Here is a 25,752-nt window from a genome sequence, read left to right on the forward strand (position 1 = left end):
TATCCAAAGTTCACCTTTTATGTAAATAACTTTTTTTATTTTGATAGATATTAATCTAATTTATAATATATCAGAGTTAAGATTAACAAATTAAACTTTTGAGTATATAATATATTACCCTAAGCTATTTATTAGTAACTCTATTTTAAGTTAATATTGTGTTTGAGTTAATCCCATGTTTTGAGCTAATTTTATTTTGTATGCTGAACATACTCTATAATTGTGCCATCTGGATGTTTTACTGTCATATTATATCCTGTAGGAACTATTTTCTTATCTCTTATCACTACTGCTCCACTTTGTAGCAGATAACTTCTCCATTCATCCACAGAATCAACCATAAAAGTAGCTTTAGTTTCTATAAATGGTTTAAGAGCAGTATCAGAACCAGATAACAGTAAAATGTTTCCTACTTGAGCCAACTCTAACCCCACTTCTTTATAAGAAAAACGTAAAGAACATTTATCTTTTAAAAGATTTTAATAAAAAGGAATTGCATTTTCTATATCTTTAATATAAAAACGTGTTAATACATCATATATCTTCATATTATTTACTCCTTTATTTATCTGTCTTGTTTCTTCTCGATTATATCATTTTGCAAATATTATGACAATGTCTCAATCATTAAACCACAACTATAATAATTACCCTAATAAGTCCTTATTATCGTATAACAGGTAGTAACTTTCAATAAAAACGTCTATCAGTCACTTATTAAATAACAATTTAATGTGTCATATCATAAACAATCCATATAAAAAACAAGTTAACTACCATTCATAGTAAAATGTTAGTTAACTTGTTTTTTATTACAGTTAAACCTATGTGTCCGCAGAATTTTTATTCAGTTTTGTTGTTTATATAATAGGTAACATCATTTTAGTGAGATACTCGCTTTCAGGACGATTTAAATCATTCAAATACTGATAATAGATATCTCCATGAAGTTCATATCCCCTATCCTTCGCCCACAAAAATAATTCTTCAAGTGTAGGGTCTTGCAGTTCATATGGTCCTAAATCAATTGCAGTTATTATTTTCTGTGTTGGAACAATCTTTTGCAAAATTTCATTTTCTGTATCCATATGATTAAATACAGAATGATTAGTTACAGGAAAACCTACTTCAACATCTAATTTTTCCAAGTCCATGTTATGAAAACATACAATTGGTGCTCCTGCAGACAATATTCCCTTTTCTTCTAGATAGTTGGAAATTTTTCGAAAACTTTGCTGTGAAAACTCTGAAAATTCCACCATAAAGTCAATAGTTTTTCGTATTGCTAAAATGCAATACTCAGGCTGTTCAGCCATCGTTATATTAGATATTCTAGCCATTTTATATCCTCCATTATTTTATTTTTTTCTTAGCCTCTGTTTTGTAATCTTTATTATTAGTTGCATTTTTTATATTAATAGTATAGCAAAACCAATATTATGATGCTTGTCACACAATGCTCTTATTTTAAGTAGATATATACAAAATAATGGATAATTCAAATAAAAAATAGTTCTACTTGTTAAATAGCTAGTATTTATCATTTAAAGTCATAAAGAAAAGTAAAATTGACTTTGTAGTTCTTCTAATATATTAATAACATTAAGATTAAACATATTTGTTAAATTGCTTCTTTTATAGGTACCTTCTGCATAAAATTAAGAGATAGTTTGACAACTATCGCTTAAAATAATTCCATTATTTAAATTTAATTAATTCTTATTTTTATTATCAAATTACTAATATTCTAAAACATTTTAACAGTTTTCATCTAATTCGCCTAGAATCTTATGAATATGAATCATTAAATATAATTCCTCCTGCCTAGGCAATTTTCTAGAGTATTCCTTGTATATATAAGCTCCTATTTTTTTTACACATTCATATTCTTCTTTACAATTTTTGCGTACTTGATTATATATAAAATCTATCTTTTCTTTTGATGGTTCATTAGCCAGAAATCTTTGAGAAAAAGCCTTTAGATGCATTACAAATCTCATATAATAAAAGGATTCTTTATTATATACAATAGAAAAGTGATAATGAACTATTTGTAAAATGGCATTTACAATTTTAGCACTTCTCTTATTTCTATCACTATAAGGATTGTCTTGTTGTGCATTTATAAAATGGCCTGCTATATTACCAATTTCCTCTTCTGGTAGTTCTAAACCAAGAACCTCCTTAAAAACAGTAATCGCGTATTTTCCTATATCATATTCTTTTGGATTAAATTCTTTAATTTCAAACAAATAGTAATTCTCAATCATTATACCTTCTTTAAATCGTCTCACTGCAAAGGCGATGTGGTCAGTTAAAGCCAAGTATATATGGTTCATAAGTTTTAAGTTATACTTTTCTATTCCATATGAGATTATCATTTGAGCTATACCAAAGTAGTCTGCATCTATTTCTGATGCAAGTTGTATAATACTCTTTTTTACATTTTCATCATAAAGAACGAAAGTTTTTTCTATATCTTCTTTATTTAACTCAGACCCAATCTTATAATTATGACCAATTCCTTTTCCCATCAATATTATTTCTTCGTCATTATCATCCTTTGCAAGTAGCAACGAATTATTTAATACCTTTGTAATGTACATACTAAAAACCTCAATATATTATATTTATTTTGTTATTCCATTACTCTCTATGACTTCTTTATACCAATAAAAACTATCTTTCTTTATTCTTTTTAAATCTAAAGTTTCGTGGTCTGTCCTGTTTATATAAACAAGCCCATAACGTTTATTGAAACCTTGTGAAGAACTTAAAAGGTCTGTAAATGACCATAGACAATATCCCATCATCTCTACACCATCTTCAATAGCTAATTTGCATGCATTTATGTGACTGTTTAAATAATCTATACGATAGTCATCATGAATTTTACCATCTTCAAGGACATCTTTAGCTCCAAGCCCATTCTCCGTTATTATAACAGGTAAGTGATACCTTTGCCAATATTCATTCAATGCAACTCTAAGACCTGATGAATCTATTGATGCACCATACTCTGAAGCCTTTAGATTAGGATTCATCGACATTTTAAATAATCCATACATACTGAAGTCAACTGTTCCTTCTCTTAACCCAAATGGATGTTGTGAATCCTCAGGTAAAGCCTCTGCACAGTTTGTTCTATAATAATTTACAGCTATAAAATCCATTTTAGCTTTTTTAAGTACTTCTTTATCTTCATCTTCCATATGAGGAACTATATTTCTTTTCTCAAGATAATTCATATAATACCCAGGATATTCTCCATAATAATGCATATCAAGCATGTAGTACACTTTAAAGTTATCGTTCATTCTTGCAGCGTATACATCTTCTGGTTTAGATGTAAGAGGATATGTTACAGACGATGATACTGCTGCTCCAATCTTGCTTCCTTCTATCATTTCATGGCATGCATTAACAGCCAATGCATGGGCTAAACAAAGATTATAATCCATTTGAGCACGCATTTTATCTATCTTCCATGGGTCTGTTTCATTGTATATATTAATTCTCTCTTCTACTCTAACTATTAAATTCTGTTCATTATGAGGTTGCCAATATTTCACTCTATCTCCAAAGTGCTCAAAGCATACTTTGGCAAATCTTTCAAAAGCATAAACAGTCTCTCTACTTTCCCAACCATTATACTTCTCCACTAGTGTAAATGGCAGGTCAAAGTGATATAAAGTTACAAATGGTTCAATGTCACACTCTATCAATTTATCTATTACTTTATTATAAAAATCTAGCCCTTTTTGGTTTATTTCTCCTTCACCATCTGGAATTATTCTTGCCCATGAAATTGAGAAACGATAAGTTTTCATTCCTAATTCTTTCATCAATTCAATATCTTCTTCATAATTATGATAAAAATCTGATGCTACTTTAGTGTCTGCTTGCAAGTGAGACTTTTTAAAAGAATTGTAATCAGCCACTGTTTTTCCTTTATTGTCTTTATCCCAAGCTCCTTCCACTTGAAATGCTGAAGATGATGCTCCCCATAAAAAATTTTTTGGAAATCCTGTGTTCATAAATGTCACTCCCTTTATATTAATTTTTTAATCGTTTTATTTATTAATTTATTACGCTGAGTTAATCTTTATAGTTCTAATCAACTTAATTATTAACTAATGAAATTATTTTATCATTTGTAGATACATGACTAGATTTATAAGAAATCACTTGCGCAAAATCAAACGTATTATTTACTATAACTGGTGTAGTTACATCATATCCAGCTTTTTTTATTTCATCTATATCAAAGGTTATAAGTTTAGCACCTTTTTTAACTAAATCGCCCTGATTAACATGTTTTACAAAGTGTTTTCCATTTAACTCTACTGTATTAATTCCAACATGTATTAACATTTCTGCTCCATTATCTAGCTTTAATCCTATTGCATGTAGTGTTGGAAATAAAGAAGCTACTTCACAATCAGTAGGAGCTATTATTACTCCTTTTGTAGGTAATACAGCTATACCTTCTCCCATAGCTTTTGATGCAAATACATCATCTTTCACTTCTGATAATTCTATACAATCTCCTTCCACAGGTGAAGTTATATCAATAACTCCCTCTTTTGTTTCTACTTTTATAGTAGAGCTATTTCCTTTAGAAGATTCTTCTAAGTCTTCAAACCCAACCAAATAAGTTAAAATTGCTGAACCAAAAAATGCTATAGCACAACCTCCTAGATAACTTAAAAAACCTAACACTCCTGCTTCAGCATATACAGGTATAGTTAAAACACCTTGGTTTGCAAATGCGTTACCATAAGAGCCACCCATTCCCATTATGCCACCTCCGATTGCACCACATATTACAGCACATACCATTGGTTTTTTTAACCTAAGATTAGCACCATATATTGCAGGCTCAGTTATACCAAATAGTGCCGTTATAGTTGCAGACATAGAGATTGTCTTTAATCCTTGATTTTTAGTTTTAAAGAACACCCCTAGAGCAGCTCCTGCTTGCGAGAAGTTTGCAGCTCCTGCAAAAGCCAATAAATTCTGTCTTCCTGTTTGAGCAACATCACTTATACCTATTGGTAGTAGTGCTCTATGTGCACCAAATATAACCAATACACACCATAATCCACCTATGAATGCTCCACACAATGCAGGACTTAGTTCATAAATATACTTGTAAACAAAGTTTATAACATTTCCTACATATATCCCAATTGGTCCAAATAAGAATAATGTTGCAGGTAACATTATAACTAATGATAAAGTTGGAACCATTATTATTTTAATTACTTCAGGTATATACTTTTCCAGCATTTTCTCAACATATGAAAGAGCCCATATAGCAATAATTATTGGAATAACAGATGATGTATATGTGGCCTTTGTTACTGCCAAGCCTAAAAATCTAACTGTTTCTTCTCCTGCCATCAAAGCTGTAAAAGTTGGATAACAAAGTGTTGCCCCTAATACCATAGATATTATTTTATTTGCATTAAACACTTTAGCCGCAGTATACCCTAGTATGATAGGCATAAAATAGAATATAGAATCAGCCATAGCATTTAGAATAATATAACTTTGAGTCTCTTTTATATCTACACCATTTTTATTCATATAATACATAGCAAGAACTGATAAAATACCTTTAATCATACCAACCCCTGCTATAGCAGGTATTGTAGGTGTAAATATTCCAGCTACAGCAGATAATATAGAGTTCATTATACCTTGTTTTTCTTCATTTCCACTTTTCTTATCTATTTCACTTGATTGAGGTACCATTTTTACAACCTCATCATACACCTTTTTTACTTTATTACCAATTACAACTTGTATCTGACCCATACTCTCTACAACAGTTATTACTCCCTCAGTTTTAGATAACTTATCCTTATTGACCTTAGAAGTACTTTTTACTTTGAATCTAAGTCTTGTCATACAGTGAGTAACTTCATTTATATTCTCTTTTCCACCTACATTTTGTAGGATTTCTTGAGCTACATTTTTATAATCCATATGTTAATCCTCCATCTTCAATTATAGGCTTTTTGTTTTTATGGCCAATTAAACAAAAAAATCGAACCAAATAAATAGATTATACCCATAGTACTATATAGGTAACCTATAAAAATTGATTCGATCTTGCCTGCATCACCAGTAACACGTCTACTGTAATATTCAAATTTGTTAATTTTATAGTAACATAAGCGTTTTCTTAATTCAACTATAAAATATAATTTTTCAACAAATAATTATTATTTTTATATTGAAATTTATTTTTTAAATCTTAAAATACTTGATTTAATAACAAAAATGGTATATTATTTCCATTATAAATATACCATCTGGAGGATAATATGAAAAAAATATTTAATCAAAAACTACTTTTACTGTCTATTGTTGTATTTTTCTGGTTTTCACAATATGTATACATACCTTTTCAAAATCCATATTTAAGTATATGTAATGTATCTACAAACATGATTGGTATAATAATAGGCTCATATGGAATCTCACAATGTTTACTAAGACTTCCTGTTGGAGTTTTTGCAGATTCCGTAAATAAGCATAAACTATTTATACTATCAGGAATTTTATTCGCTGGTTTAGCATCTCTTATAAGAGTTCTTTCTCCCAAAGGAGAAGGCTTTCTTATCGCTAATATCTTGTCTGGAATAGCCTCATCAACTTGGATTTCTTACATGGTTCACTACACTGATTTTTTTTCCATAGAACATCAACAAAAAGCTACAAGTACGATAATCTTGGTAAACAACCTAGGAATGTTAATTGGATTTGTCATGAGTACCTTATTTTATGAAAAATTAGGAATGGTAAATTTGTGTATTATGAGCGTAATATCTTCAATCATTGGTACTCTTCTAGCCTTAAATGTAAAAAATCATCACTCAATAAAAACAACCGAAAAAATACCATTTAAGAATTATTTATCTATATGCAAAGATAAAAGACTTGTATTTTTTTCTTTTATGGCATTGATTCAACAAGGCATCCAAATGTCTACCACAATGTCATTTACTACTCAAATTCTTAAAGAACTAGGCTCTAGCTCCACCATTATAGGCCTATCTTCTATATTTTACATGGTATGTGCTGTTGTATCTTCTGGATTTGCTTCTACTAAATTTTGTACAAAACATGGACCAAAATTTTGGATTCCCTCAGTGTTTTTTTTGATTTCAGTTTATTGCTTTCTAGTTCCAACAGTAAAAAGTATTAATATAATATTTATGCTACAATCGTTACCAGGAATATCTACGGGCATACTTCTTTCTTACCTTACTAGCGAATCTATGAAAAATGTACCAAAGTATCAAAAATCTACTGCAATGGGGTTTTTTCAAGCAGTTTATGCTATAGGAATGTCTATATTTCCAATGCTAGTGGGTAAAATATCAGATTATATTTCAATACAATATGGTTATTTTATTTTAGCTTTTATTGCTGTAATTGCTTCCATATTGTCTTATACATACTATAAAAAATTAAATTTAACTCTTAACTATGATATAATACAATCATAAAAAAATTATATGTTTAGGAGTTTTTATGATAAATTTAAATGCCACTGAACAAATTATTGATTATATTAAAGAAAATATTCTAAATGGAACTTTTAAAGTTAATAGTAAATTGCCAAGCGAGAGAAAGATTGCTGAATTATTTAATATAAGTAGAATTCCTGTAAGGAATGCTATAGACAAACTTTGTAAAGAAGGAATACTTAGGTCTATTCCCTATTCAAGTCCCATAGTTGAAGGATTTAAAAAAGTTGACCTTTTTTCTGATAACGAAGTTTATAAAAATCATAATATACAAGAATTTTATGTTGAATCTTTAAGAGCAAGACAACTTATAGAAAGTGAAGCCACTAAGTTAGCCATTTTAAATGCTACCTCTGAAGAACTTCAAAGAATAAGATATGCTTACTTGAAATCTGTAGAAGAACTAGACAAAGTTTCTCAAGGCTTAATAGAAGAATGTTATGATGCTGACCTGCAATTTCACAAAGAAATAATTTTAGCTTCTCATAATCCAATTTTTATAAAGTATTATGAACTAATACCTAAAACGGTGTCTTCTAACCAATACTTTGGTTTTAAATATAGAAACTCACTGCAAGATATGATTAGTCATCATCATGAGATAATGATGGCTTTTGATAGTAACAATGCTAATTTAGGTTATACATCAATGTATAACCATTTAGAGGGAGTTATTCAGTTATTTCAGCGAGATTAAACTTCTATTTATAGGTCTGATAGTTAAACTCGTAAAATTATAGGTCTGATAGTTCATACTTAAGAGAACTAAATATTTTAATATGTACCACAAAGAGCTTGTTTTAACATACTACTAAACATAGTGTCCAAATAAGCTCTGTTTTACTATTCACAGATTATTTTATTAAGTATCATAATTAATATTAGATTAGATATACTAGTTACTTAAAAATAAAATTGATTGTAATATAAACAATTATAAAGCATTCTTTGGTAGATTTCTTTTTTCCTAGTTTAGTGTATTTTTAATAATTATAATATCATTTCTTTAATTATGCATATAAAAAACAGCAAATCATGAGAATTTACTGTTTTATATTTTGATATTCAGACTTACTTAATTTGATATTCAGATTTACTTAATCAGCCATAATTTAGCCTTGTAAAATTTGATTAACATCATCAATAGTTATATCCATTCTTCTAGCTATTTCACTAAGATTCATACCTTGTTCTTGGAATCTATTAACTACTGATTTCATGGACTCACCTATTTCAATTAAATGGTTATCCAAGTCATAAATTCGAACTACCTTTTGCCCCCATGGTGCTTCTTTTACACCATGAAGTAAAGTAACATCATTTCTTTTATTTAGTTTTGATATAAACTCTTCAAAATGTTTTGCTTCAAAAAATATTTCACAGTTATTCTCTTTGCTCTTCATATCTTCTTTTGAAATTCCTGTCAACCAATCAAAGTCTTCTTGTAATGCTAACCCACCCTCAAATGCAATGTTTTTTCCATAGTCAACAATAACTTTTAAATCAAATAATTCTTCATAGAATTTACGAGCAATTTTAATATCTTTTACTGCAAATAAACAACCTGCATATTTCATAAGTTACCTCCATTAAAATTAGTACATAGATTATAACATTGCACCAGAAAAAAATATTGTAAAAAACGGACATGCTTTTTGTATTTTTTAAGTCAACAAATGTGAGTGCTCTAAATAAATGTAAGTTCTCTAAATAATAGTAATATACAAAATAAATGCTACTTTATAAGCGAATGGATACAAAAGTTCCATCCTGAGTTTCTACATGAATAATCTCAAGCCCTTTATACTGTTTAAAAACAGACTGGCACTCACGAATGAGTTCCTGTAGAAACTTTTTGGTAATTACTTCCTGATATGGCTCTGGGAGTGATTTTTTAATCTCTGCAATAACCGATTCTGGCAACAAAAGGACTGCAGTATTTGCTAGAAACAATGGTATGGGTAACCACAAATTTGTTTCTTTTGAGCGGACAATAATGCGCATAAATCTATTCTCCTAGTATTATTTTATAAAAACTTTAACTGTAGTACCATCAGCCGAATCAACCTCTACGATATTTCCAAGTGTTTCATTATCCAGACATTCAAGAATAGAGGTAGTAAGAGCATCTAGGTCTATACCTTGCAAATCTTCATTCTTAATTGGCAACTTGCCTGTCATTTTCAATATTTGACGTATAATCTTTACAGGAAGTTGCACATTTACTTTATCACCCTCTGGAGTATCCACAATAATCTTCAACATCTTATTTTCATATGAAGTACTGCTTTGTTTGGTAAAAGCTTGACTATCAAAGTCTTCTGAATAATTCGTAAACTCCTCTTGAGGTGTAGTTTCTTCTAATGCATCAATCAAATCAATTGCCTCTTTGGCAGAGAGCTTTCCCTCCTCTACCATTGTTAAAATTCTCATTTTTTCATCCATATTATTTTCCTCATTTCTGCTCTTTTGCCATCCATTCCAACAGAAATAGCCTCGTATTTTGGTGACTACTTCTGGCTATTATCAGGGATAGAGATAGAGCTTCATTTATTTTCTTTCATTTGCTCTAATGCCTCTGCTGGAGAGATTTCTCCTTTTTCCAGTGCATCTAAAATCTCCTTTTTATGTGAATAAGAAGATGATGTTACATTAGGTTTACCATCTAGCTTTTGGATAATATCATCTAACCTAGAACGAACAGTTGGATAAGAAATCTTTAATTCTTTTTCCACTTCTTTTATATTGCCACGACATTTTAAAAATGTTTCTGCAAAGAATAAATCATCTACAGATAGATAGTCAAATGCACTGAGGCAGAAATCATTTTCAATCACTGTATCACAGTTTTCACATTGTAGCTTGACAACTTTAAGTTTTCTTCCACAGACAGGACAGCGGCTGATAACTTGATACATCATATCACCTTCTTTCCATCTAATATCTATAATATAAATCAAAAAATTAATAAAGTCAATATATATATTAAAATAATTAATATTAATATTAAAATAATTAATATACCACTAAAATATTAATCAATTTATACTTATAAATTGATTATCGAAATACTAGTTTCTGTATCCTTATTTCAAATTCCTTTTTGTTTATAAAAGAATATAATCAAAATACATAAATACCATCATATCCTAAAAATGGGTGACTTTATTACACCCTCCGCAATTCTTCTTTAGAAAATGGCGGCTTTGATTTTACTTCAAAACCGCCATTTTACTAACACCTATGTTTAAGAGCAAGCATTTCTATTACCAAACAACGGTTTTTAACCATTGAACAGTTGTTCACAAAGTGTTGATTTATATAACCTGATGTTTGTTATAAGCGCGTATAGCAAGAAAAAGAAATATAGGAATTTCAATTATTGCTGCCGCTACTATGACATACGGTACCCAAATGCTTGCCTGCCCAATATGCAGATAATTAAAGCTAATTAATTGGTACAATAAACTATTTTGCATACCTACTCCTGCTGATGGTAAGATAAAAGTAAGCCAATTGGCTCCAGCCGAATACGTAAATATTGGAAGTAAGCATGTTACAATAGCAATTAGGATAACAGAAAGTGAATCCTTGCATTTAGCTGATAAAAACAGTGTGAAACTGACAGTTGCCAGCAGAGAAATAAGTCCTCCTATTGCCAAGGTAATCTGAAGCTGCCCTAAATTGAGTGCAGGCAAGCTGATAACCGAAAATAGCATCTGCATGGATGTTTTCATACACTCGGTTCCAAATGCTAGATTTGAAATTATCAAATGAATTGAAATACATATGGCGAATGTTGCAGTAAAAATAGTAAGTGCAGCCATAATCTTTGCAATTGCCAATCGAGAATGTCCATGTTTTGTACAGCGCAAAATGCTATCTGAACCCGTTTGGTATTCATTAGAAAACGTAGGGGTCACAGCCGCAGTACAAAGAATGACTAGAATAAAAATAAATAGAATAATATAATCAAATGCGTCTCTTGAATATCCAGCGTAAAGCTTAAAAGGCGTATTTACTTCTACATATTTTTGTATAGCATGTTCCTGTGCGGTTGGATATTTCTTTTGCTCCATCTGCATGACATCTTTCAGATGTTGCGTCGTCTGCTCATAAAAGCCATCTAATTTATCAGGAGAAATATCCATTAAGCTTATTCCCTCACCAGTTTTTGAATTAGCATAGGCTTCTGGCAGTCTTCCCAATAGAGATTGAATAGGGAATACCTTTTTTATATAAACATCTGTAGGGAATTCACCACTATCAAGGCTGTCTTCTCCATACACCGAAACTGCACTTTGATAGCTATTCAAAGCCTCTTTAAGTTTTTCTGGATTAACTTCTCCATTATTTTCAGAGCGAAGTGATTTTTTATAAGCAATTGCTTCCAGCCCATTTAGCTCTGCTACCTTGTTGCCGTTTTTATCATATTGATTGATATCCTCATACAAGACTGGAAGCCAAGCCATCACCACAGACATGAATAATGCGATAAGTAATAAAATGATAGAACGACGTGATTTCAACACACGTTTTATTTCAAGACGATAAATACGCATCATTTACTTTCCCTCCTCACTGATTTCCTCTTGTGGAAATAACCATAAATATAAATCCTCCAAACGGGGTGGAGCCATTACTGAATCACTTGTTTTGGCTTCATCTGCCAAATAACGAACTGATACCTGATTATTACCTTCACTGCGTTGGTTAATAATACGAAGCTGCATTTCATACATAGGCATCTTTTCAGCAGGTATGGTACAATTCCAAACTTTACCTGTAACTTGCTTGACCAATTTATCGGTTGTCCCTACATCAAGAATTCTTCCTGATTTCATAATGGCGTTTTGAGTGGCAATATACTCAATATCAGATACGATATGAGTTGAAATAAGGACAATCCTGTCATGAGAGAACTCTGAAATAAAGTTGCGAAAACGAACCCTCTCTCCAGGGTCAAGCCCAGCCGTTGGTTCATCCATTATTAGAAGTTTAGGGTCGTTCAACATTGCTTGTGCAATTCCCACTCGACGTTTCATTCCACCAGATAACTTGATAATTTTTTTATTTTTAACATCAGTCAAGGTAAGTGTATGTAGCAGGCTATCAATCTTTTTTCTTGTTTCTCTAGCAGGAACATCCTTTAATGCAGACACATACTCCAAATAGTCCTTTACTGTAAAATCTTGAAAGAAGCCAAAATCTTGTGGTAAGAAACCGAATAGATTTCTGTATTCTTCTCCCATCGAATGAATATCCTTACCATCAAAAATAATTTTCCCACTAGTTGGTTTTAGAATATCCGCAATCATTTTCATAAGCGTAGTCTTACCAGCACCATTAGCTCCAAGAAGCCCCCACACGCCAGGTGTAAGATTTAAACAAACATCATCAACTGCGGTTTTATCCTTAAAATTTTTTTTAAGATTTGTAATTGTCAATTCCATGTCTTTTCTCCTTTTTTATAATACAAAAACAAACGTCCTTGTTCAGTTTTATTTTACTGAACAAGGACGTTTTAAACTTTAATATTAACAGGATAAATTCCTAAGAAAATCCTAATATCCAATTAATTTTTTCCTAAGACTGAGTTGGAAGTAATACAGTAAAAGTAATCCTATCATTTTCACTTTGAGCCAAAATTTCTCCGCCATGCAAAAGAATAATTTCATTGGCAATAGAAAGCCCAAGACCTGCACCACCACTATCCGATTTACGAGCCTCATCTAAACGATTAAATTTTTCAAAAATTGTAGATAATTGTTCTGTTGGAATAGTGTGCCCTTGGTTTTCAAATTTAATTTTAATCTTATCCTGTTCCCTTCGAGCGTAAATCAGAATTTCTGTATTAGGATAGCTGTATGTAACAGCATTTTTGAGCATGTTGTTAAACACTCTAGCTAGTTTTTCAGAATCAGCATAAACCGTCAGATTCTCATTTGCGTTAAGTACAGCAGAATTTCCTTTAGCAGATAATACAGGATAAAATTCATCAATGAGTTGTACAAGCATATAGTATAAATCTACATTTGTTTTTGTTAGTTGAATTTGCTGTGTATTGTACCTCGTGATTTCAAAGAATTCATTAATGAGCTTTTCCAGACGTATAGATTTCTTCAAAGCAATTCCAATATATTTTGCCTTCTGTTCTATTGGTATGTCAGGTGCTTCATCCAGTAGACTTAAATAACCTATTACAGAGGTAAGAGGTGTGCGAATATCATGAGCTAAATACACAACTAATTCATTTTTTTTGTTTTCAGCTTCTTTTACAGCTTGCTGGCTAATCAGAACAGCCATTTTTATTTGGTTCATCTGCTTCTCCATATCTTTGAGTGGTTCAGATAATTCAATGGTGCTGTCATTTGGTTGATATATTGTTTTAGTGGCATTCATGACTTCCTGCAAATATTCCCACGGTTTTTTCCAGTAATGATAAAAAATACAGAAAAAACCTATAATCAAATATAGAAAATAAATGACTTCAACTCTAAGATGTAGCCACGTAAAAAATGTATTTGAAAATCTACTGAATCCATAGTCAAATAATATTGCCAAAATATACCCAACTAAGGTATAAATAATTAAGGTTATACAGAGTTTCATACGTAATTTCTTTTCTATACCAGTATTCGTCATTGCTATCACCTCCATATTTATACATTCATTAATTGGATAACAGAAGAACTGTCATCAGCACTAAAAAAAGAACTGCAACGATTCCAGCTAGGGTTGAAATTACTGTATCTGTTTTTTGCTTATCTTTTAGTATTTTCAGCAGTAATGCATATAGACTAATACCAATTATTCCACCGAACATATTGGTGATTAGGTCTGTAATATCTGTACTTCCAATAGCAAGAATATACTGAATCATTTCAAAGATAAAACTGGTTCCAAAAATAATAAGAACTTTATTTTGCAGTTTCATTCTTGATGACAACATAGAAAGTAAAACTCCGAAAGGAATAAAAATTAAAATATTATCTATTACTTCCTTAAAGTGAAACTGTTCTCCAACAGAAGTAGAGTAATGAAAGGGAATCAAGTTGATACTCCTTGTGTAACCTATATCGCTTATTCTGAATTGTAGTTTAAACAATATAATCCATACTAATAAGACTAAATAAAGCATGAATAATACACAACTAATTATTTTTAAATGTTTATTTTTTTTCTTCATAGCGTAACTTTTCCTCTCATCATGTTGAGTTTTAGTTAAATTTTATAACCCACTCCCCATATAGTTTTGATATATTTAGGTTTTTCAATAGTGTCACCCATTTTTTCACGTAAATGTCGTATATGAACGGTGATTGTATTGTTACTTTTGCTATAATACTCATCTTGCCATATTTTATGGAACAATTCCTCAGAACTAACAACATTTCCTTTGTTCTGTAGCAAAATACAAAGTATAGAATACTCTGTTGGTGTAAGTGAAATAGGATTTCCCTCAAGTAGACATTCATATGTCTTAGTATTAATTTCTAAACCTGAATAACACAAAACAGAACTTGTATCAGATTCTTCTTGTATATGATTGTACTTTTTGTATCTGCGCAGCTGAGCCTTTACTCTAGCAATTAATTCAAGGGGACGAAAAGGCTTTGTGACATAATCGTCAGCTCCTAAAGTTAATCCTGTAATTTTGTCAGTTTCTTCATCTTTTGCAGTTAACATAATAACTGGAAAAGTGTCCTTCTCACGTATTTTTCGACAAATATCAAATCCATTTACATCAGGCATCATAATATCTAAAATAGCAAGGTCAAGCTCTGTATTTTCTATACAAGTAAGGGCTTCCTTAGCTGAATAATACTTAAATACAATATAATCTTCATTTTGCAGATAGACCTCTATTAAGTCTGCTATATCATGTTCATCATCTACTACAAGAATTTTATCATTCATAACTGTTTTCCTCCTTTCGGCATATCTAAGATATTTTATTATTATATCAAAAGAATCTTTACTATTTATGATTTTCTGCATAAGAAATTATTAAGAATTTCTTAACCTTATAACTTTTTGTGGCTATCTTTCGGTTTTTCTGCTTCTTTTGGTAGCAACCACATACGACTAGAATGTATAGTGTCTGGTATTCAATTTTCAAACAATCTTGCTGAATAATAATTGATGAAGTAAAGAATGTTATTTGGATAAATGAAAAAAGCACTCCCCCTCAAGAGAATGCTTAGTTATGACTATATAAGATAATGATAGAGAAAGTATAATGATGTTCAAAAATGAATATAAAACACAACTAATGAAAAATAAATCATTTTCATTGACTCTAAAATCAAAATCTTCAATTCTTAATATATAAAATTTATGTAATGCTTGTAATTGCTTGTTTTTTAAATTTATAAAATAAAAGTATTGATGTAGCTAGTGCTATAATTTCAGCAATTGGAATGGAAATCCAAACCCCTAAAATACCAATAGAATTTCCAAATATATATGCTAAAGCTGGTAATACCAATAACTGACGCATTAAAGTAATAATCAAACTATCTACACCTCTGCCAACAGCTTCAAAAACAGCAGTCATTGTAATTGAAATAGCAGAGATAATAAAAGCTGGAGAAATAACACGTAATGCAGTAATTCCTATAGATTTCATTTCAGCATCAGCATTAAATAAAGTAAGTATTTGTTCTGGAATAAGTTCAAAGAAAATCATTCCAAATAGCATTATACAACTTATAATTACAATAGAAATTTTTATTGCTTTTTCAGCTCTAAACCATTTTTTTGAGCCATAGTTATAACCAACAACTGGTCTCAATGCTTGCATAAGCCCGTATGATGGCATATATACGAATGTTTGAAGTTTAAAAAAAATCCCGAATGTTGCAACAGCTGTCTGTGAAATTGTAGCAAGAATACCATTTAATATTGATACCATAATGGAAGGCACCGCCAACATTAATGTTGATGGTATAGAAACGCTATAAATGGCTTTTAAAGCGGAACTACTTATACGAAAACCTCGAAAATTTATACGTACTTCTTTTATCTTATATTTTAATATAAAAACTGCCAAAAGCATACCTGCAATCTGTCCTATAACTGTTGCGATAGCTGCTCCACGTACTCCCATAGCAGGAAAACCACATAATCCAAAAATTAATATAGGGTCTAATATAATATTGGTAATTGCGCCTAGTCCTTGTGTCAACATTGGTAAAGCAGTTTTTCCAGTTGCTACAAAGATATTTTCAATAGCTACCTCAAATAATAAAGAAAAAGAAAATAAAATAATAATAAAAGCATAATCATATCCCCATTGGGTTATAGTTGAATCTGATGTGAACTGGCTTAAAAAAGGATTTATTAGAAATAATCCTAACAGAATAGAAATGATATAGTGAAGCCCTACAAAAACGATACCATGTGTTGCTATTTTATTAGCTACTAATGTTTGTTTTGCTCCTAAGTAACGTGATATACAAGAAGCAAGACTTATTCCTAATCCTAATGCTATTGATAAGATAATGTTTTGAATTGGATATACTAACGACACTGCTGTAACTGCATCTTGCCCAATTTTAGCAACGAAAATACTGTCTACAATATTATACATAGACATAATTAGATTAGAAATCATTGGAGGAATTGCCATTCTCATCAATAATGGTAATACTGGTTTTTCCTCTAACATATTCAATTGTTCCATAATAAATAACTCTCCTTTAAACTTGATTAATTTATAAATTAGTTTGCAGAGTTATCCATCGATATCTTCCTTGCCATGGACATAGTCTGAATCTCTTTTTTGACGGAAGAATTATATTTTTTTTATAGTTTACATTACTTGTCAAAAACATAGACTCTCTCTCCTTATAATGGTTACAATGTGTCTTTAAAACTATATCTCAGTGCAATATACTTAAGTTATCGCTTGCCTATTTCCTTTATAGAATTCTCCATTATTGCTTTTACATTTGCACCCTTAATATCCAAATTTTCAGCTTTATAGCATATAACTTCTGGTATCCCATAGAAAATATGGCTTAGAGCTTTAATATAATCATATCCTAAATTATATTCTGAAATTAATCCTCCAGCAGTGGTTACATATATGATTCTTTTAGCTTTACAAAGACCTTGTGCTGTTCCATCTGAGGCATATTTAAAACTTAAGCCACAAACTGTTACAGCTTCAAAATAAATTCGGATAGATGCTGGAAATGTCAAATCCCAATAAGGAGCAGCAATTACTATTTCATCTGCATCCACAAATTGATGAGCATATCTAAACATTGGTGCAGAAAAGTCATGATTTTGAGAATATATATCTCTTTTTTGTAAGGTTTCCCAATTCAAAGGCATAATCTGCTCTCTTTCTAATTTCACTTCCTCAATAATACCATCCATTTTATCTAACACATGTTGAGCTAAAATATATGTACGTGACTCTGGACGCACACAAGCATTTAAAAATAAAATTTTACTCATTTTTTCACCTACAATCTTTGATAAGCACTATTTCCAATAAAGACACAATTGTAGTATATCATATCAATTCTTCTTTTTCTATGATTTCTTTCAGTGCTAGACCTTACTAATTGAAATTTTACATAATAAATCAGCAAACATACTTGCAATACTAATACCTTAGTATCTTACATGTTAGTCTATTGGTACTTATATACAAAATCATATCATAGTGCTACTAATCTTATGTTTAACAAAAAGGAATTACTATCATTGAACAAAAAAAAGTAACAACTATCTCTCTAGTTGCTACCTTCCTAATCATCAATTCTTGAGTTTTGATATACTAAAATTTTTAACTTGAGATTTGAATAACTTTTCAACTTCATCAACTATACTTTGTATATTATTTTCATATTCTAAGTCATAATATACATTTATCTCACCTATACTATTTATACTCATAGAATATTCTTTTCTTTCTATTATACATATACTGCCACAATCTGATAAATCATTCTTATATATTGATTTTAATTGTCTTTTTATCTTAGGAAAATCTATCGCTGGATAAACATTGTTTGGATAAAAACTCTTATCATATATTAACATCTTATCCACCCCTTATCATTCTATTTATAAAAATTTATACCTTATTAAAATCATATTAAACATATTTTTCCATATTTTTATAATTATTATAAAGTCTTCACTCCATCTATTGATATAATCTACTAGAATTATTAGTTGAGGATGTTAGATGTATCTCATATGAATGGGTTATGAATTACATCATAATAAAAACTGAATCTAGACGTGATATCAAAGCTGGAATTTTCCAATTTATTTGCTTTATAGCATATATTATACAATTTGCTAAAAATGAAATTGAAATATACAGCACTATACCTAAAATAAAAATTTCTTTTATATCCATCTTGCTTTATTTTGAACATAACTAAATATTAGAGTTGCTTTTTTGATTTATTTAATAAAGAAAAAAGAGCGGAATAAATTTCCACTCTTTTACTATATATAAAAAACTAAATTATTCTTTTACAACATCTTTAGTTGTTTCTTTTTTATAAACACCATCATCCAAAATTGTATTTCCTTTTTCTAGAGTGTCTTTAGTTGTTTCTTTTTTATAAACATCTCCAGATACAGAAGTATCTGCAAATGATTTATTTGCAAGTAATCCAAATCCGCTTAAACCAATTAATCCTGATAATCCTAGAGCCATAAATTGTTTTTTCATAATTATTATCTCCTTTTCTTTATCTTATTTTCTAAATAATACCATAATAATGTTTACAAAATGTTTACCATATTTAAAAACTATAAATTCATCTAATTCTTTTATTATCTTTTCTCTTAAACCATTAATCTTATCATTCTCCTTTTTAATTTATTGTATAAAAAAAGACCATCTACAAAGATGACCTTTTGGGTTAATCTATTTTTTTATGTTCTTTATTCTTTTTACCTGCCAATCCTTATCAGTATCTTCCATTATGTATGTTCTAACTATTTCACCACACTCCAAACATAAATCAGAATATACTGTTGCCGCCCCTAGTAAATTGTATCTTAATCCAACATTGCCAGTATCACTTTTTCCTCCCCATTTAATATTTTTTTGAATTTTCTCACTACCGCAGTTAGGACATTTCATGTTTATACCTCCTAGTAATTATTTTCTTTATAAAAAAGTTAGAAATTAACCTAAACCTCTTACTATCTATGCAGCATATTCGTATTTTTTTTATATTCTCTAACAGCATCATTCCAAGCTGCATCTACAGTTATACCCTTTTTATTAGCAATCTTTTGTGCTATTTCTATTATCTTCATAGCTCTTCTTGATATGTTCATACTTATTCCTCCTAAAGTTCTCATATATTTTATATACAAATATGTATATTTAAATTCATTTAGTATTTATATAACCTTTAGCTTACTTATATATTATCAAAAGTTTGTGTACTGAATGTGAACTGTGTTAGAAGAACTTTAGAATTTTAAAAAATAAGAAAATAATATTAAAGCAAATTCATGTCATTATTTTCCATATACCTATTTTTAATAAATATTGGCAATGTGTTAACAAAATTTTTAAAGAAACATAAGAAGTTACAAAAATAAATAAAATTAAAATTCTGTGAACAATATATAAACTCCAACTTTGTATATAAAAAAAAATGGGTGAATGTGTAACAATAAATAGTTTAAAATATTTAAGTAGAGTTGCTAATTATGAACTTGGTATAGATTTTAATTTTCATAGTTTAAGACATAAACTTTGCCACCGAAAAACAATTACGGTGGCAAACTGGTGGCAAATCCAACTTTATAACATGATACAAACAGTTGAAACCCTGTTATTCTCTAATAAGTTTAACTACAGTCTCACAATGCGGAGTATTAGGGAACATATCCATACACTTAACCAACTTAATCTCATAACCATAACTCTTAAAATCAACCAAATCAACAACCAAAGACTTAGGATTACAAGAAATATAAACAATCTCCTCTGCACCAAACCCACAAATATCTCTAATAGCATCCTTGTGAATCCCTGGTCTAGGAGGGTCAACAATGATTAAATCAGGCTTATCCTTTAAATCCTTAACAACCTTAGCAACATCTCCAGCAATAAACTCACAATTAGTAAGCCCATTTAACTTAGCATTCTCATTAGCTGCAACAACAGCTTCCTCAACTATTTCAATACCATACACCTTCTTAGCTGCACCAGCCATAACTTGTCCAATAGACCCAGTCCCACTATATAAATCAAATACAATCTTATCATTGTAATTTCCAATAAAATCTCTAGCAATACTATAAAGAACCTCAGCTCCCTTAGTATTAGTTTGGAAAAATGAGAATGGAGAAATCTTAAATTTAAGCCCTAAAATCTCCTCTTGTATATAATCTCTTCCATATAAAACTCTCAACTCATCACATTGAACAGCATCCGCCAGACCATCATTAATAGTGTGAAGTACACCTACCAACTCAGCTTTTAAATTAAGTCCTAAAAGCATGTCCTTAAATTCATTCATATTAAAATCTTCTTGAGAAGAAGTAACTATATTAACCATAATCTCATTAGTATGAATCCCTTTTCTAACTACAAGATGTCTTAAATATCCCTTGTGATTCATTGTTCTATAATAAGGAAGATTTTTTTCATTGAAAAATTCCACACTAGATACTAATACTTTTGAGAAGTCTTCATCAACCAACATACATTCTTCAACAGTTTGTATATCTATATGCTTTCCTTTTTTATGAAGTCCTAATGTTAAAGGTCCATTTTTTACTTCATCTCCAAAAGTATACTCCATTTTATTTCTATAGTACTTGTTTTCAGGACTTCCTTCTATTCCTAAAAATTGAAATCCAAATAAGTCTTGCTTTAAAAATAAATCCATAACTTGTTTTTCTTTTATTTCTAATTGCTTTTCATATGGCACTGATAGTAATGTACATCCTCCACATTCTCTAAAGTGCTTACAAGGTATTTCAGTTTCAAGTGGTGAATGTTCAAGCAACTCCATCATCTTAACTTCTGCTTTTTTGCTTCTAACTTTTTTAACAGCAGCTTTTACCTTTTGACCACTTATCCCGCCCTTCATATGAATAACTCTATCTCCAACTTGGCTTAAAGATGTACCTCCAAACTCCATTTTATCTACTTCAAATTCTATAATATCCTTTTTCTTCACAAATTCTCCTCCAATTTACTATAGTGTCTTTATTATCTTTCTTCAATCAATTTTACTTCTTCATCTGTCAACTCTCTATATTCGCCTAACTCTAAACTCTCATCCAACTTTAAATTACCTATAGACAATCTTTTTAAGTATACTACTTTTTTATCTACGCTTTCAAACATTCTTTTAACTTGGTGAAATTTACCTTCGTGTATTGTAAGTTCTATCTCTGATTCCTCATCACTCTTTAATATTTTTAACTGAGATGCCATAGTTTGGTACCCATCATCAAGTACCACTCCTTCTGCAAAAGCTTCTACATCTTTTTCAGTCACTATCCCATCAATTTTTGCATAATAAGTCTTAGGCACATGCTTCTTAGGCGATAAAACTCTGTGAGAAAGCTTCCCATCATTAGTTAAAACTAATAATCCTTCTGTGTCTTTGTCTAATCTTCCAACAGGAAATGGTTCAAATGCTAAGTATGATACATCAATCAAATCTAAAACTGTTGAGTCGTATTTATCTGTAGTCGCTGATATATATCCATCTGGTTTATTCATCATTAAATATATATATTCTCTATAGACAACTTCTTCTCCATTGAATAATATTTCATCATTTTCAGTATCTACTTGAGTCCCTGGGTTTGAAACTTCACTTCCATTTACTACTACAGACCCTTGCTTACAATATTTCTTTATCTCACTTCTGCTTCCATAACCTAAGTTTGAAAGAATTTTATCTATACGTTGCTTCTTAGCCATTAAAAATGTTCTCCATTCTCATAATATTTTTCTTTTTCAAATAATGTAAATGCTAAATCCATACTTTCAACATCTAAATTATTTCTTATGCTATCAGTTATTATTCTTGCTACTATGTCTTGTACTTCTTGTCCTCTATCAAACCATGCTATCTCGACAAAAGGATATACTTCTACTATTTTACCATCTCTTATTGCAACTGATTTTATACATTCTATCTCAAAGTAATCTCTTGGACATTTTACAGCTTCAACTAAATCATCTATCATTTTTTCACTTATTTTACATATATCATTTTCATGAATTCCTCTTATCTTTATCTGTGGCATATTGACTCTCCTTTATTTTAAAACCTTTCTTTATTTTAATTCTTCCTAAATCGTTTCTATTCTTTATTATTCTACCTAATCCTATTATCTTCTATTTAACATTATACTTGTAATTTATAGTTATTACAATTTACTATATACTTTTTTTGATTTAACGTTATAATATAAGTGATGGGTAAATTTTAAAAGTTAATAGGAGGAGTTTAAAATGGCATTAATTACTACAAAAGAAATGTTTAAAAAAGCTTACGAAGGTGGATTTGCTATAGGTGCATTTAACATAAGTGACTTAGAACAATTACAAGGTGTTTTAAAGGCTGCTAAAGCTAAAAATTCTTATGTTATGATACAAGCTTCTATGTCAGCTGTTAAATATGCTGGACCTCATACTTTAGTTGAGATGGTTAAAGCTGCTTCTGATGAAATAGGTGTAGATGTAGCTCTTCACTTAGATCATGGTCCAAATATGGATGCTATTAAAACTTGTATTGATGCTGGTTTCTCTTCAGTTATGATAGATGGATCTCATTTTGACTTTGAAGAAAATGTTAAAATAACTAAAGAAGCTGTTGAATATGCACACTCTAAAGGTGTTGTTGTTGAAGCAGAACTTGGTGTTTTAGCTGGAACAGAAGATGATGTTACTTCTGATGTTCATAAATATACTCAACCTGCTGAAGCAGTTGAATTTGTTGAAAGAACAGGAGTTGATTCATTAGCAATAGCTATAGGAACTTCTCATGGTGCTTTCAAATTCAAAGGAGAAGCTAAATTAAGATTCGACATACTAGAAGAAATCCAAAGTAAATTACCAGGTTTCCCAATAGTTCTTCATGGTGCATCTGCTGTTGACCAAAACGCTGTTGCTACATGTAATGAATTTGGTGGAAATATAGCTGGAGCTAAAGGTGTACCTGTAGACATGTTAAGAAAAGCATCTTCTATGGCTGTTTGTAAAATAAACATGGATACTGACTTAAGACTAGCTATGACTGCTGCTGTTAGAAAATTCTTAGCTGAAAATCCAAAAGAATTTGACCCAAGAAAATACATTGGTGCTGGTAGAGATGCTATACAAGCTGTAGTTGAAAGTAAAATAGATGATGTTTTAGGTTCTGCTAACTCTATAAACTAATATAACTTTTAAATATTTATAAAAGAAAAGAGATGACTTAGAATAATTAAAATTATTTTTAAGCCATCTCTTTTAAGTTGTATATAGGTTATGTATTTAAAATTATATTATATTTATTCAAATTACTCTATTAACTTATTTATTAAACACGAATATATCCACTTTTTATCTTTCTATGTATTGTAGAAGGATATATTCCTATCACTTCGGCTGCCTTTGTTATTGACCCATATTTATTTATAGCTTTACTTATCATTATTTGGTCTACCATTTTATATGCATCATTCAGATTCATAATTCCATTTACCACTATTGGTGATAAATCATCTGATTCGTTATCAATCATATCCAGATTTATAAGCATATTAAATTCATCTTCTCCAATTACGTTTTTGGCTGATAATACTACAAATCTTTCAATAATATTTTTTAACTCTCTTATATTTCCTGGCCAAGAGTATTCTTCCAATAACTCAATAACCTTAGGTGAAACTTCTACTTCTCTATTGTACTTATCATTATAAAGTTTTAAGAAATACTCAACCAATGGAACTATATCTTCTTTTCTTTCTCTAAGTGGTGGTATCTTTACTGGAATAACACTCAATCTATAGTACAAATCTTGTCTAAATTTGAGGTTGTTTCTAAGGTCCTCATGAGAAATATTAGTGGCACTTATATATCTAACATCTATCTTTATAGGTTTACTTCCACCAATTCTAGTAATTGTATTTTCTTGTATAACTCTAAGTAATTTTTTTTGCATTTGCATTGGCAGTTCGCCTATTTCATCCAAGAATATAGTTCCACCATTTGCTTCTTCAAAAAGTCCTTTTTTACCTTTTTTCTTAGCTCCAGTAAAAGAACCTTCTTCATATCCAAAAAACTCTGATTCTAATAATTCATTTGGTATAGCCCCACAGTTTATAGCTATAAAAGGCTTTTCCCTTCTTGAACTATACTTATATATTGTCCTAGCTATAATTTCTTTTCCTACACCTGATTCTCCATTTATAAATATAGAAGAATCTGATGCTGCAGCTCTCTTGACAACTTTTTTTATATTGTCCATAGTCTTACTTTTGCTTATATACTCTGTATCTTCTGATACATCACTATATCTTATCTGAGATTCAAGTTTAATAACCCTTGATATATCTCTTCCTGTAAGTACTCCTCCTGTAAGTTTTCCTTTTGAGTCCCATCTTGGAACAGCTGTATAAGCGATAAGTTTTCCATCAGGATAAACAATATTTCTATAAATCTTTTTCTTTACCTTAAGCATATTTAATATTATTGGTTCTTCAACTAATCCCTGTCTGACAAGATCTGTTATATTTCTACCAAGTACTTCAGTTCTTTTAAAAGGTAAAATCTCATCACTGACAGTATTCATCTTTTCAATTACCCCATCTTTGTTAAATACAACGACAACTTCATCTATATGTTCTATTATATCCTCAACTACTTTGTCAGATATTACAGACTTCTCAAATAAATAAACTATGTTATTTTCATTATCATTATCTTTCATATTATAAATATGTGCAGTCATTCTTAATTCTCTAAAAGCTATTTTCTTTTTATTATTCACCAGTATATCTTTTTTGTCAAAATTTGAATCTAATTCATTTATATTTTTAGGTCTTTTTATATCGAGAAAACTAAAAATATTATCTATTAGATGATTACAGTATATTATTTCGCCTGACTCTTTACATAAAATAGCTGGATTTTCTACATATTCTATAAGCCCTATCAAATTATTATCCATTAATATTCGCACCTTTCATTAAGTAATTT

27 protein-coding genes are annotated in these 25,752 nt (G+C 30.0%); 3 read left to right on the forward strand and 24 right to left on the reverse strand.

Translation table 11 applies throughout. From position 1 onward, the window contains the following. Positions 1-191 precede the first annotated feature (191 nt). The 5 genes from KGF52_RS21555 to KGF52_RS01405 all read right to left on the reverse strand — a co-directional run bounded on the left by KGF52_RS21555 (position 192) and on the right by KGF52_RS01405 (position 5,994). Entirely contained in the window at positions 192-422 is a 231-nt protein-coding gene (locus tag KGF52_RS21555) for a VOC family protein (RefSeq protein ID WP_413927380.1), read from the reverse strand. Positions 423-860: 438 nt separating this feature from the next. Further along, a complete protein-coding gene (locus KGF52_RS01390) occupies positions 861-1,340 on the reverse strand; it encodes a GyrI-like domain-containing protein (RefSeq protein WP_227838879.1) in 480 nt (159 codons plus the stop codon). A gap of 417 nt (positions 1,341-1,757) precedes the next feature. Beyond that, positions 1,758-2,606: a PRD domain-containing protein gene (locus KGF52_RS01395; protein WP_227838880.1), complete on the reverse strand. Its 849-nt coding sequence runs from the start codon at positions 2,604-2,606 to the stop codon at positions 1,758-1,760. A 24-nt stretch (positions 2,607-2,630) separates the two neighbouring features. Continuing rightward, the gene (locus KGF52_RS01400; RefSeq protein ID WP_227838881.1) at positions 2,631-4,037 is read right to left on the reverse strand and encodes a glycoside hydrolase family 1 protein; all 1,407 of its coding nucleotides are present in this window, start codon (positions 4,035-4,037) and stop codon (positions 2,631-2,633) included. Positions 4,038-4,122: 85 nt separating this feature from the next. Beyond that, entirely contained in the window at positions 4,123-5,994 is a 1,872-nt protein-coding gene (locus KGF52_RS01405; protein ID WP_227838882.1) for a beta-glucoside-specific PTS transporter subunit IIABC, read from the reverse strand. Positions 5,995-6,335: 341 nt separating this feature from the next. Here KGF52_RS01405 and KGF52_RS01410 point away from each other — a divergent pair, with 341 nt between their 5' ends. Beyond that, entirely contained in the window at positions 6,336-7,523 is a 1,188-nt protein-coding gene (locus KGF52_RS01410; RefSeq protein ID WP_227838883.1) for an MFS transporter, read from the forward strand. 25 nt (positions 7,524-7,548) lie between these two features. Then, positions 7,549-8,241, forward strand: coding sequence for an FCD domain-containing protein (locus tag KGF52_RS01415; RefSeq protein WP_227838884.1), 693 nt, complete (start codon positions 7,549-7,551; stop codon positions 8,239-8,241). A gap of 415 nt (positions 8,242-8,656) precedes the next feature. Here the strand turns inward: KGF52_RS01415 and KGF52_RS01420 are convergent, their stop codons facing one another. The 18 genes from KGF52_RS01420 to KGF52_RS01505 form a co-directional block, all read right to left on the reverse strand. Next, positions 8,657-9,121, reverse strand: a complete 465-nt coding sequence (locus KGF52_RS01420; protein ID WP_227838885.1) for a VOC family protein — start codon at positions 9,119-9,121, stop codon at positions 8,657-8,659. 163 nt (positions 9,122-9,284) lie between these two features. After that, the gene (locus KGF52_RS01425) at positions 9,285-9,548 is read right to left on the reverse strand and encodes a hypothetical protein (protein WP_227838886.1); all 264 of its coding nucleotides are present in this window, start codon (positions 9,546-9,548) and stop codon (positions 9,285-9,287) included. Positions 9,549-9,566: 18 nt separating this feature from the next. Then, on the reverse strand, positions 9,567-9,989 hold the full coding sequence (locus KGF52_RS01430; protein WP_227838887.1) for an SHOCT-like domain-containing protein: 423 nt from the start codon (positions 9,987-9,989) through the stop codon (positions 9,567-9,569). Positions 9,990-10,090: 101 nt separating this feature from the next. Continuing rightward, entirely contained in the window at positions 10,091-10,462 is a 372-nt protein-coding gene (locus KGF52_RS01435) for a DUF2089 domain-containing protein (RefSeq protein WP_227838888.1), read from the reverse strand. A gap of 399 nt (positions 10,463-10,861) precedes the next feature. After that, positions 10,862-12,109, reverse strand: coding sequence for an ABC transporter permease (locus KGF52_RS01440; RefSeq protein ID WP_413894800.1), 1,248 nt, complete (start codon positions 12,107-12,109; stop codon positions 10,862-10,864). Next, positions 12,110-12,997, reverse strand: coding sequence for an ABC transporter ATP-binding protein (locus KGF52_RS01445; RefSeq protein WP_227838889.1), 888 nt, complete (start codon positions 12,995-12,997; stop codon positions 12,110-12,112). 133 nt (positions 12,998-13,130) lie between these two features. Further along, positions 13,131-14,189 (reverse strand): sensor histidine kinase, encoded by a 1,059-nt coding sequence (locus tag KGF52_RS01450; protein WP_227838890.1) that lies wholly within the window; start codon positions 14,187-14,189, stop codon positions 13,131-13,133. Between the two features lie 28 nt (positions 14,190-14,217). Next, entirely contained in the window at positions 14,218-14,733 is a 516-nt protein-coding gene (locus KGF52_RS01455; RefSeq protein WP_227829339.1) for a VanZ family protein, read from the reverse strand. A 35-nt stretch (positions 14,734-14,768) separates the two neighbouring features. Continuing rightward, positions 14,769-15,464: a VanR-ABDEGLN family response regulator transcription factor gene (gene vanR, locus KGF52_RS01460; RefSeq protein WP_227838891.1), complete on the reverse strand. Its 696-nt coding sequence runs from the start codon at positions 15,462-15,464 to the stop codon at positions 14,769-14,771. A 418-nt stretch (positions 15,465-15,882) separates the two neighbouring features. Beyond that, complete coding sequence (locus tag KGF52_RS01465; RefSeq protein WP_227838892.1) at positions 15,883-17,232, reverse strand: MATE family efflux transporter; 1,350 nt, start codon at positions 17,230-17,232, stop codon at positions 15,883-15,885. Between the two features lie 218 nt (positions 17,233-17,450). Beyond that, positions 17,451-18,014, reverse strand: a complete 564-nt coding sequence (locus KGF52_RS01470; RefSeq protein ID WP_227838893.1) for an NAD(P)H-dependent oxidoreductase — start codon at positions 18,012-18,014, stop codon at positions 17,451-17,453. A 303-nt stretch (positions 18,015-18,317) separates the two neighbouring features. After that, the gene (locus KGF52_RS01475; protein WP_227829335.1) at positions 18,318-18,605 is read right to left on the reverse strand and encodes a hypothetical protein; all 288 of its coding nucleotides are present in this window, start codon (positions 18,603-18,605) and stop codon (positions 18,318-18,320) included. Between the two features lie 436 nt (positions 18,606-19,041). After that, complete coding sequence (locus tag KGF52_RS01480) at positions 19,042-19,251, reverse strand: hypothetical protein (RefSeq protein ID WP_227838894.1); 210 nt, start codon at positions 19,249-19,251, stop codon at positions 19,042-19,044. Positions 19,252-19,449: 198 nt separating this feature from the next. Next, positions 19,450-19,668, reverse strand: coding sequence for a hypothetical protein (locus KGF52_RS01485; protein WP_227838895.1), 219 nt, complete (start codon positions 19,666-19,668; stop codon positions 19,450-19,452). Positions 19,669-19,730: 62 nt separating this feature from the next. Then, positions 19,731-19,868 (reverse strand): hypothetical protein, encoded by a 138-nt coding sequence (locus KGF52_RS01490; protein WP_227838896.1) that lies wholly within the window; start codon positions 19,866-19,868, stop codon positions 19,731-19,733. Between the two features lie 506 nt (positions 19,869-20,374). Next, the gene (gene rlmD / locus KGF52_RS01495) at positions 20,375-21,730 is read right to left on the reverse strand and encodes a 23S rRNA (uracil(1939)-C(5))-methyltransferase RlmD (RefSeq protein ID WP_227838897.1); all 1,356 of its coding nucleotides are present in this window, start codon (positions 21,728-21,730) and stop codon (positions 20,375-20,377) included. Between the two features lie 32 nt (positions 21,731-21,762). Beyond that, a complete protein-coding gene (locus KGF52_RS01500) occupies positions 21,763-22,485 on the reverse strand; it encodes a pseudouridine synthase (protein WP_227838898.1) in 723 nt (240 codons plus the stop codon). After that, positions 22,485-22,814 (reverse strand): DUF1904 domain-containing protein, encoded by a 330-nt coding sequence (locus KGF52_RS01505; RefSeq protein WP_227829329.1) that lies wholly within the window; start codon positions 22,812-22,814, stop codon positions 22,485-22,487. Before KGF52_RS01505 ends, KGF52_RS01500 begins: the two co-directional genes overlap by 1 nt. A 208-nt stretch (positions 22,815-23,022) precedes the next feature. On the opposite strand from KGF52_RS01505, the gene fba reads away from it, so the two are divergent. Further along, positions 23,023-23,949, forward strand: coding sequence for a class II fructose-1,6-bisphosphate aldolase (gene fba / locus KGF52_RS01510; protein ID WP_227838899.1), 927 nt, complete (start codon positions 23,023-23,025; stop codon positions 23,947-23,949). A 142-nt stretch (positions 23,950-24,091) separates the two neighbouring features. Here the strand turns inward: fba and KGF52_RS01515 are convergent, their stop codons facing one another. Further along, a complete protein-coding gene (locus KGF52_RS01515) occupies positions 24,092-25,723 on the reverse strand; it encodes a sigma-54 interaction domain-containing protein (RefSeq protein ID WP_227829327.1) in 1,632 nt (543 codons plus the stop codon). Between the last annotated feature and the right edge of the window lie 29 nt (positions 25,724-25,752).

Source organism: Clostridioides sp. ZZV15-6597, assembly GCF_020657815.1.
GTDB lineage: Bacteria > Bacillota > Clostridia > Peptostreptococcales > Peptostreptococcaceae > Clostridioides.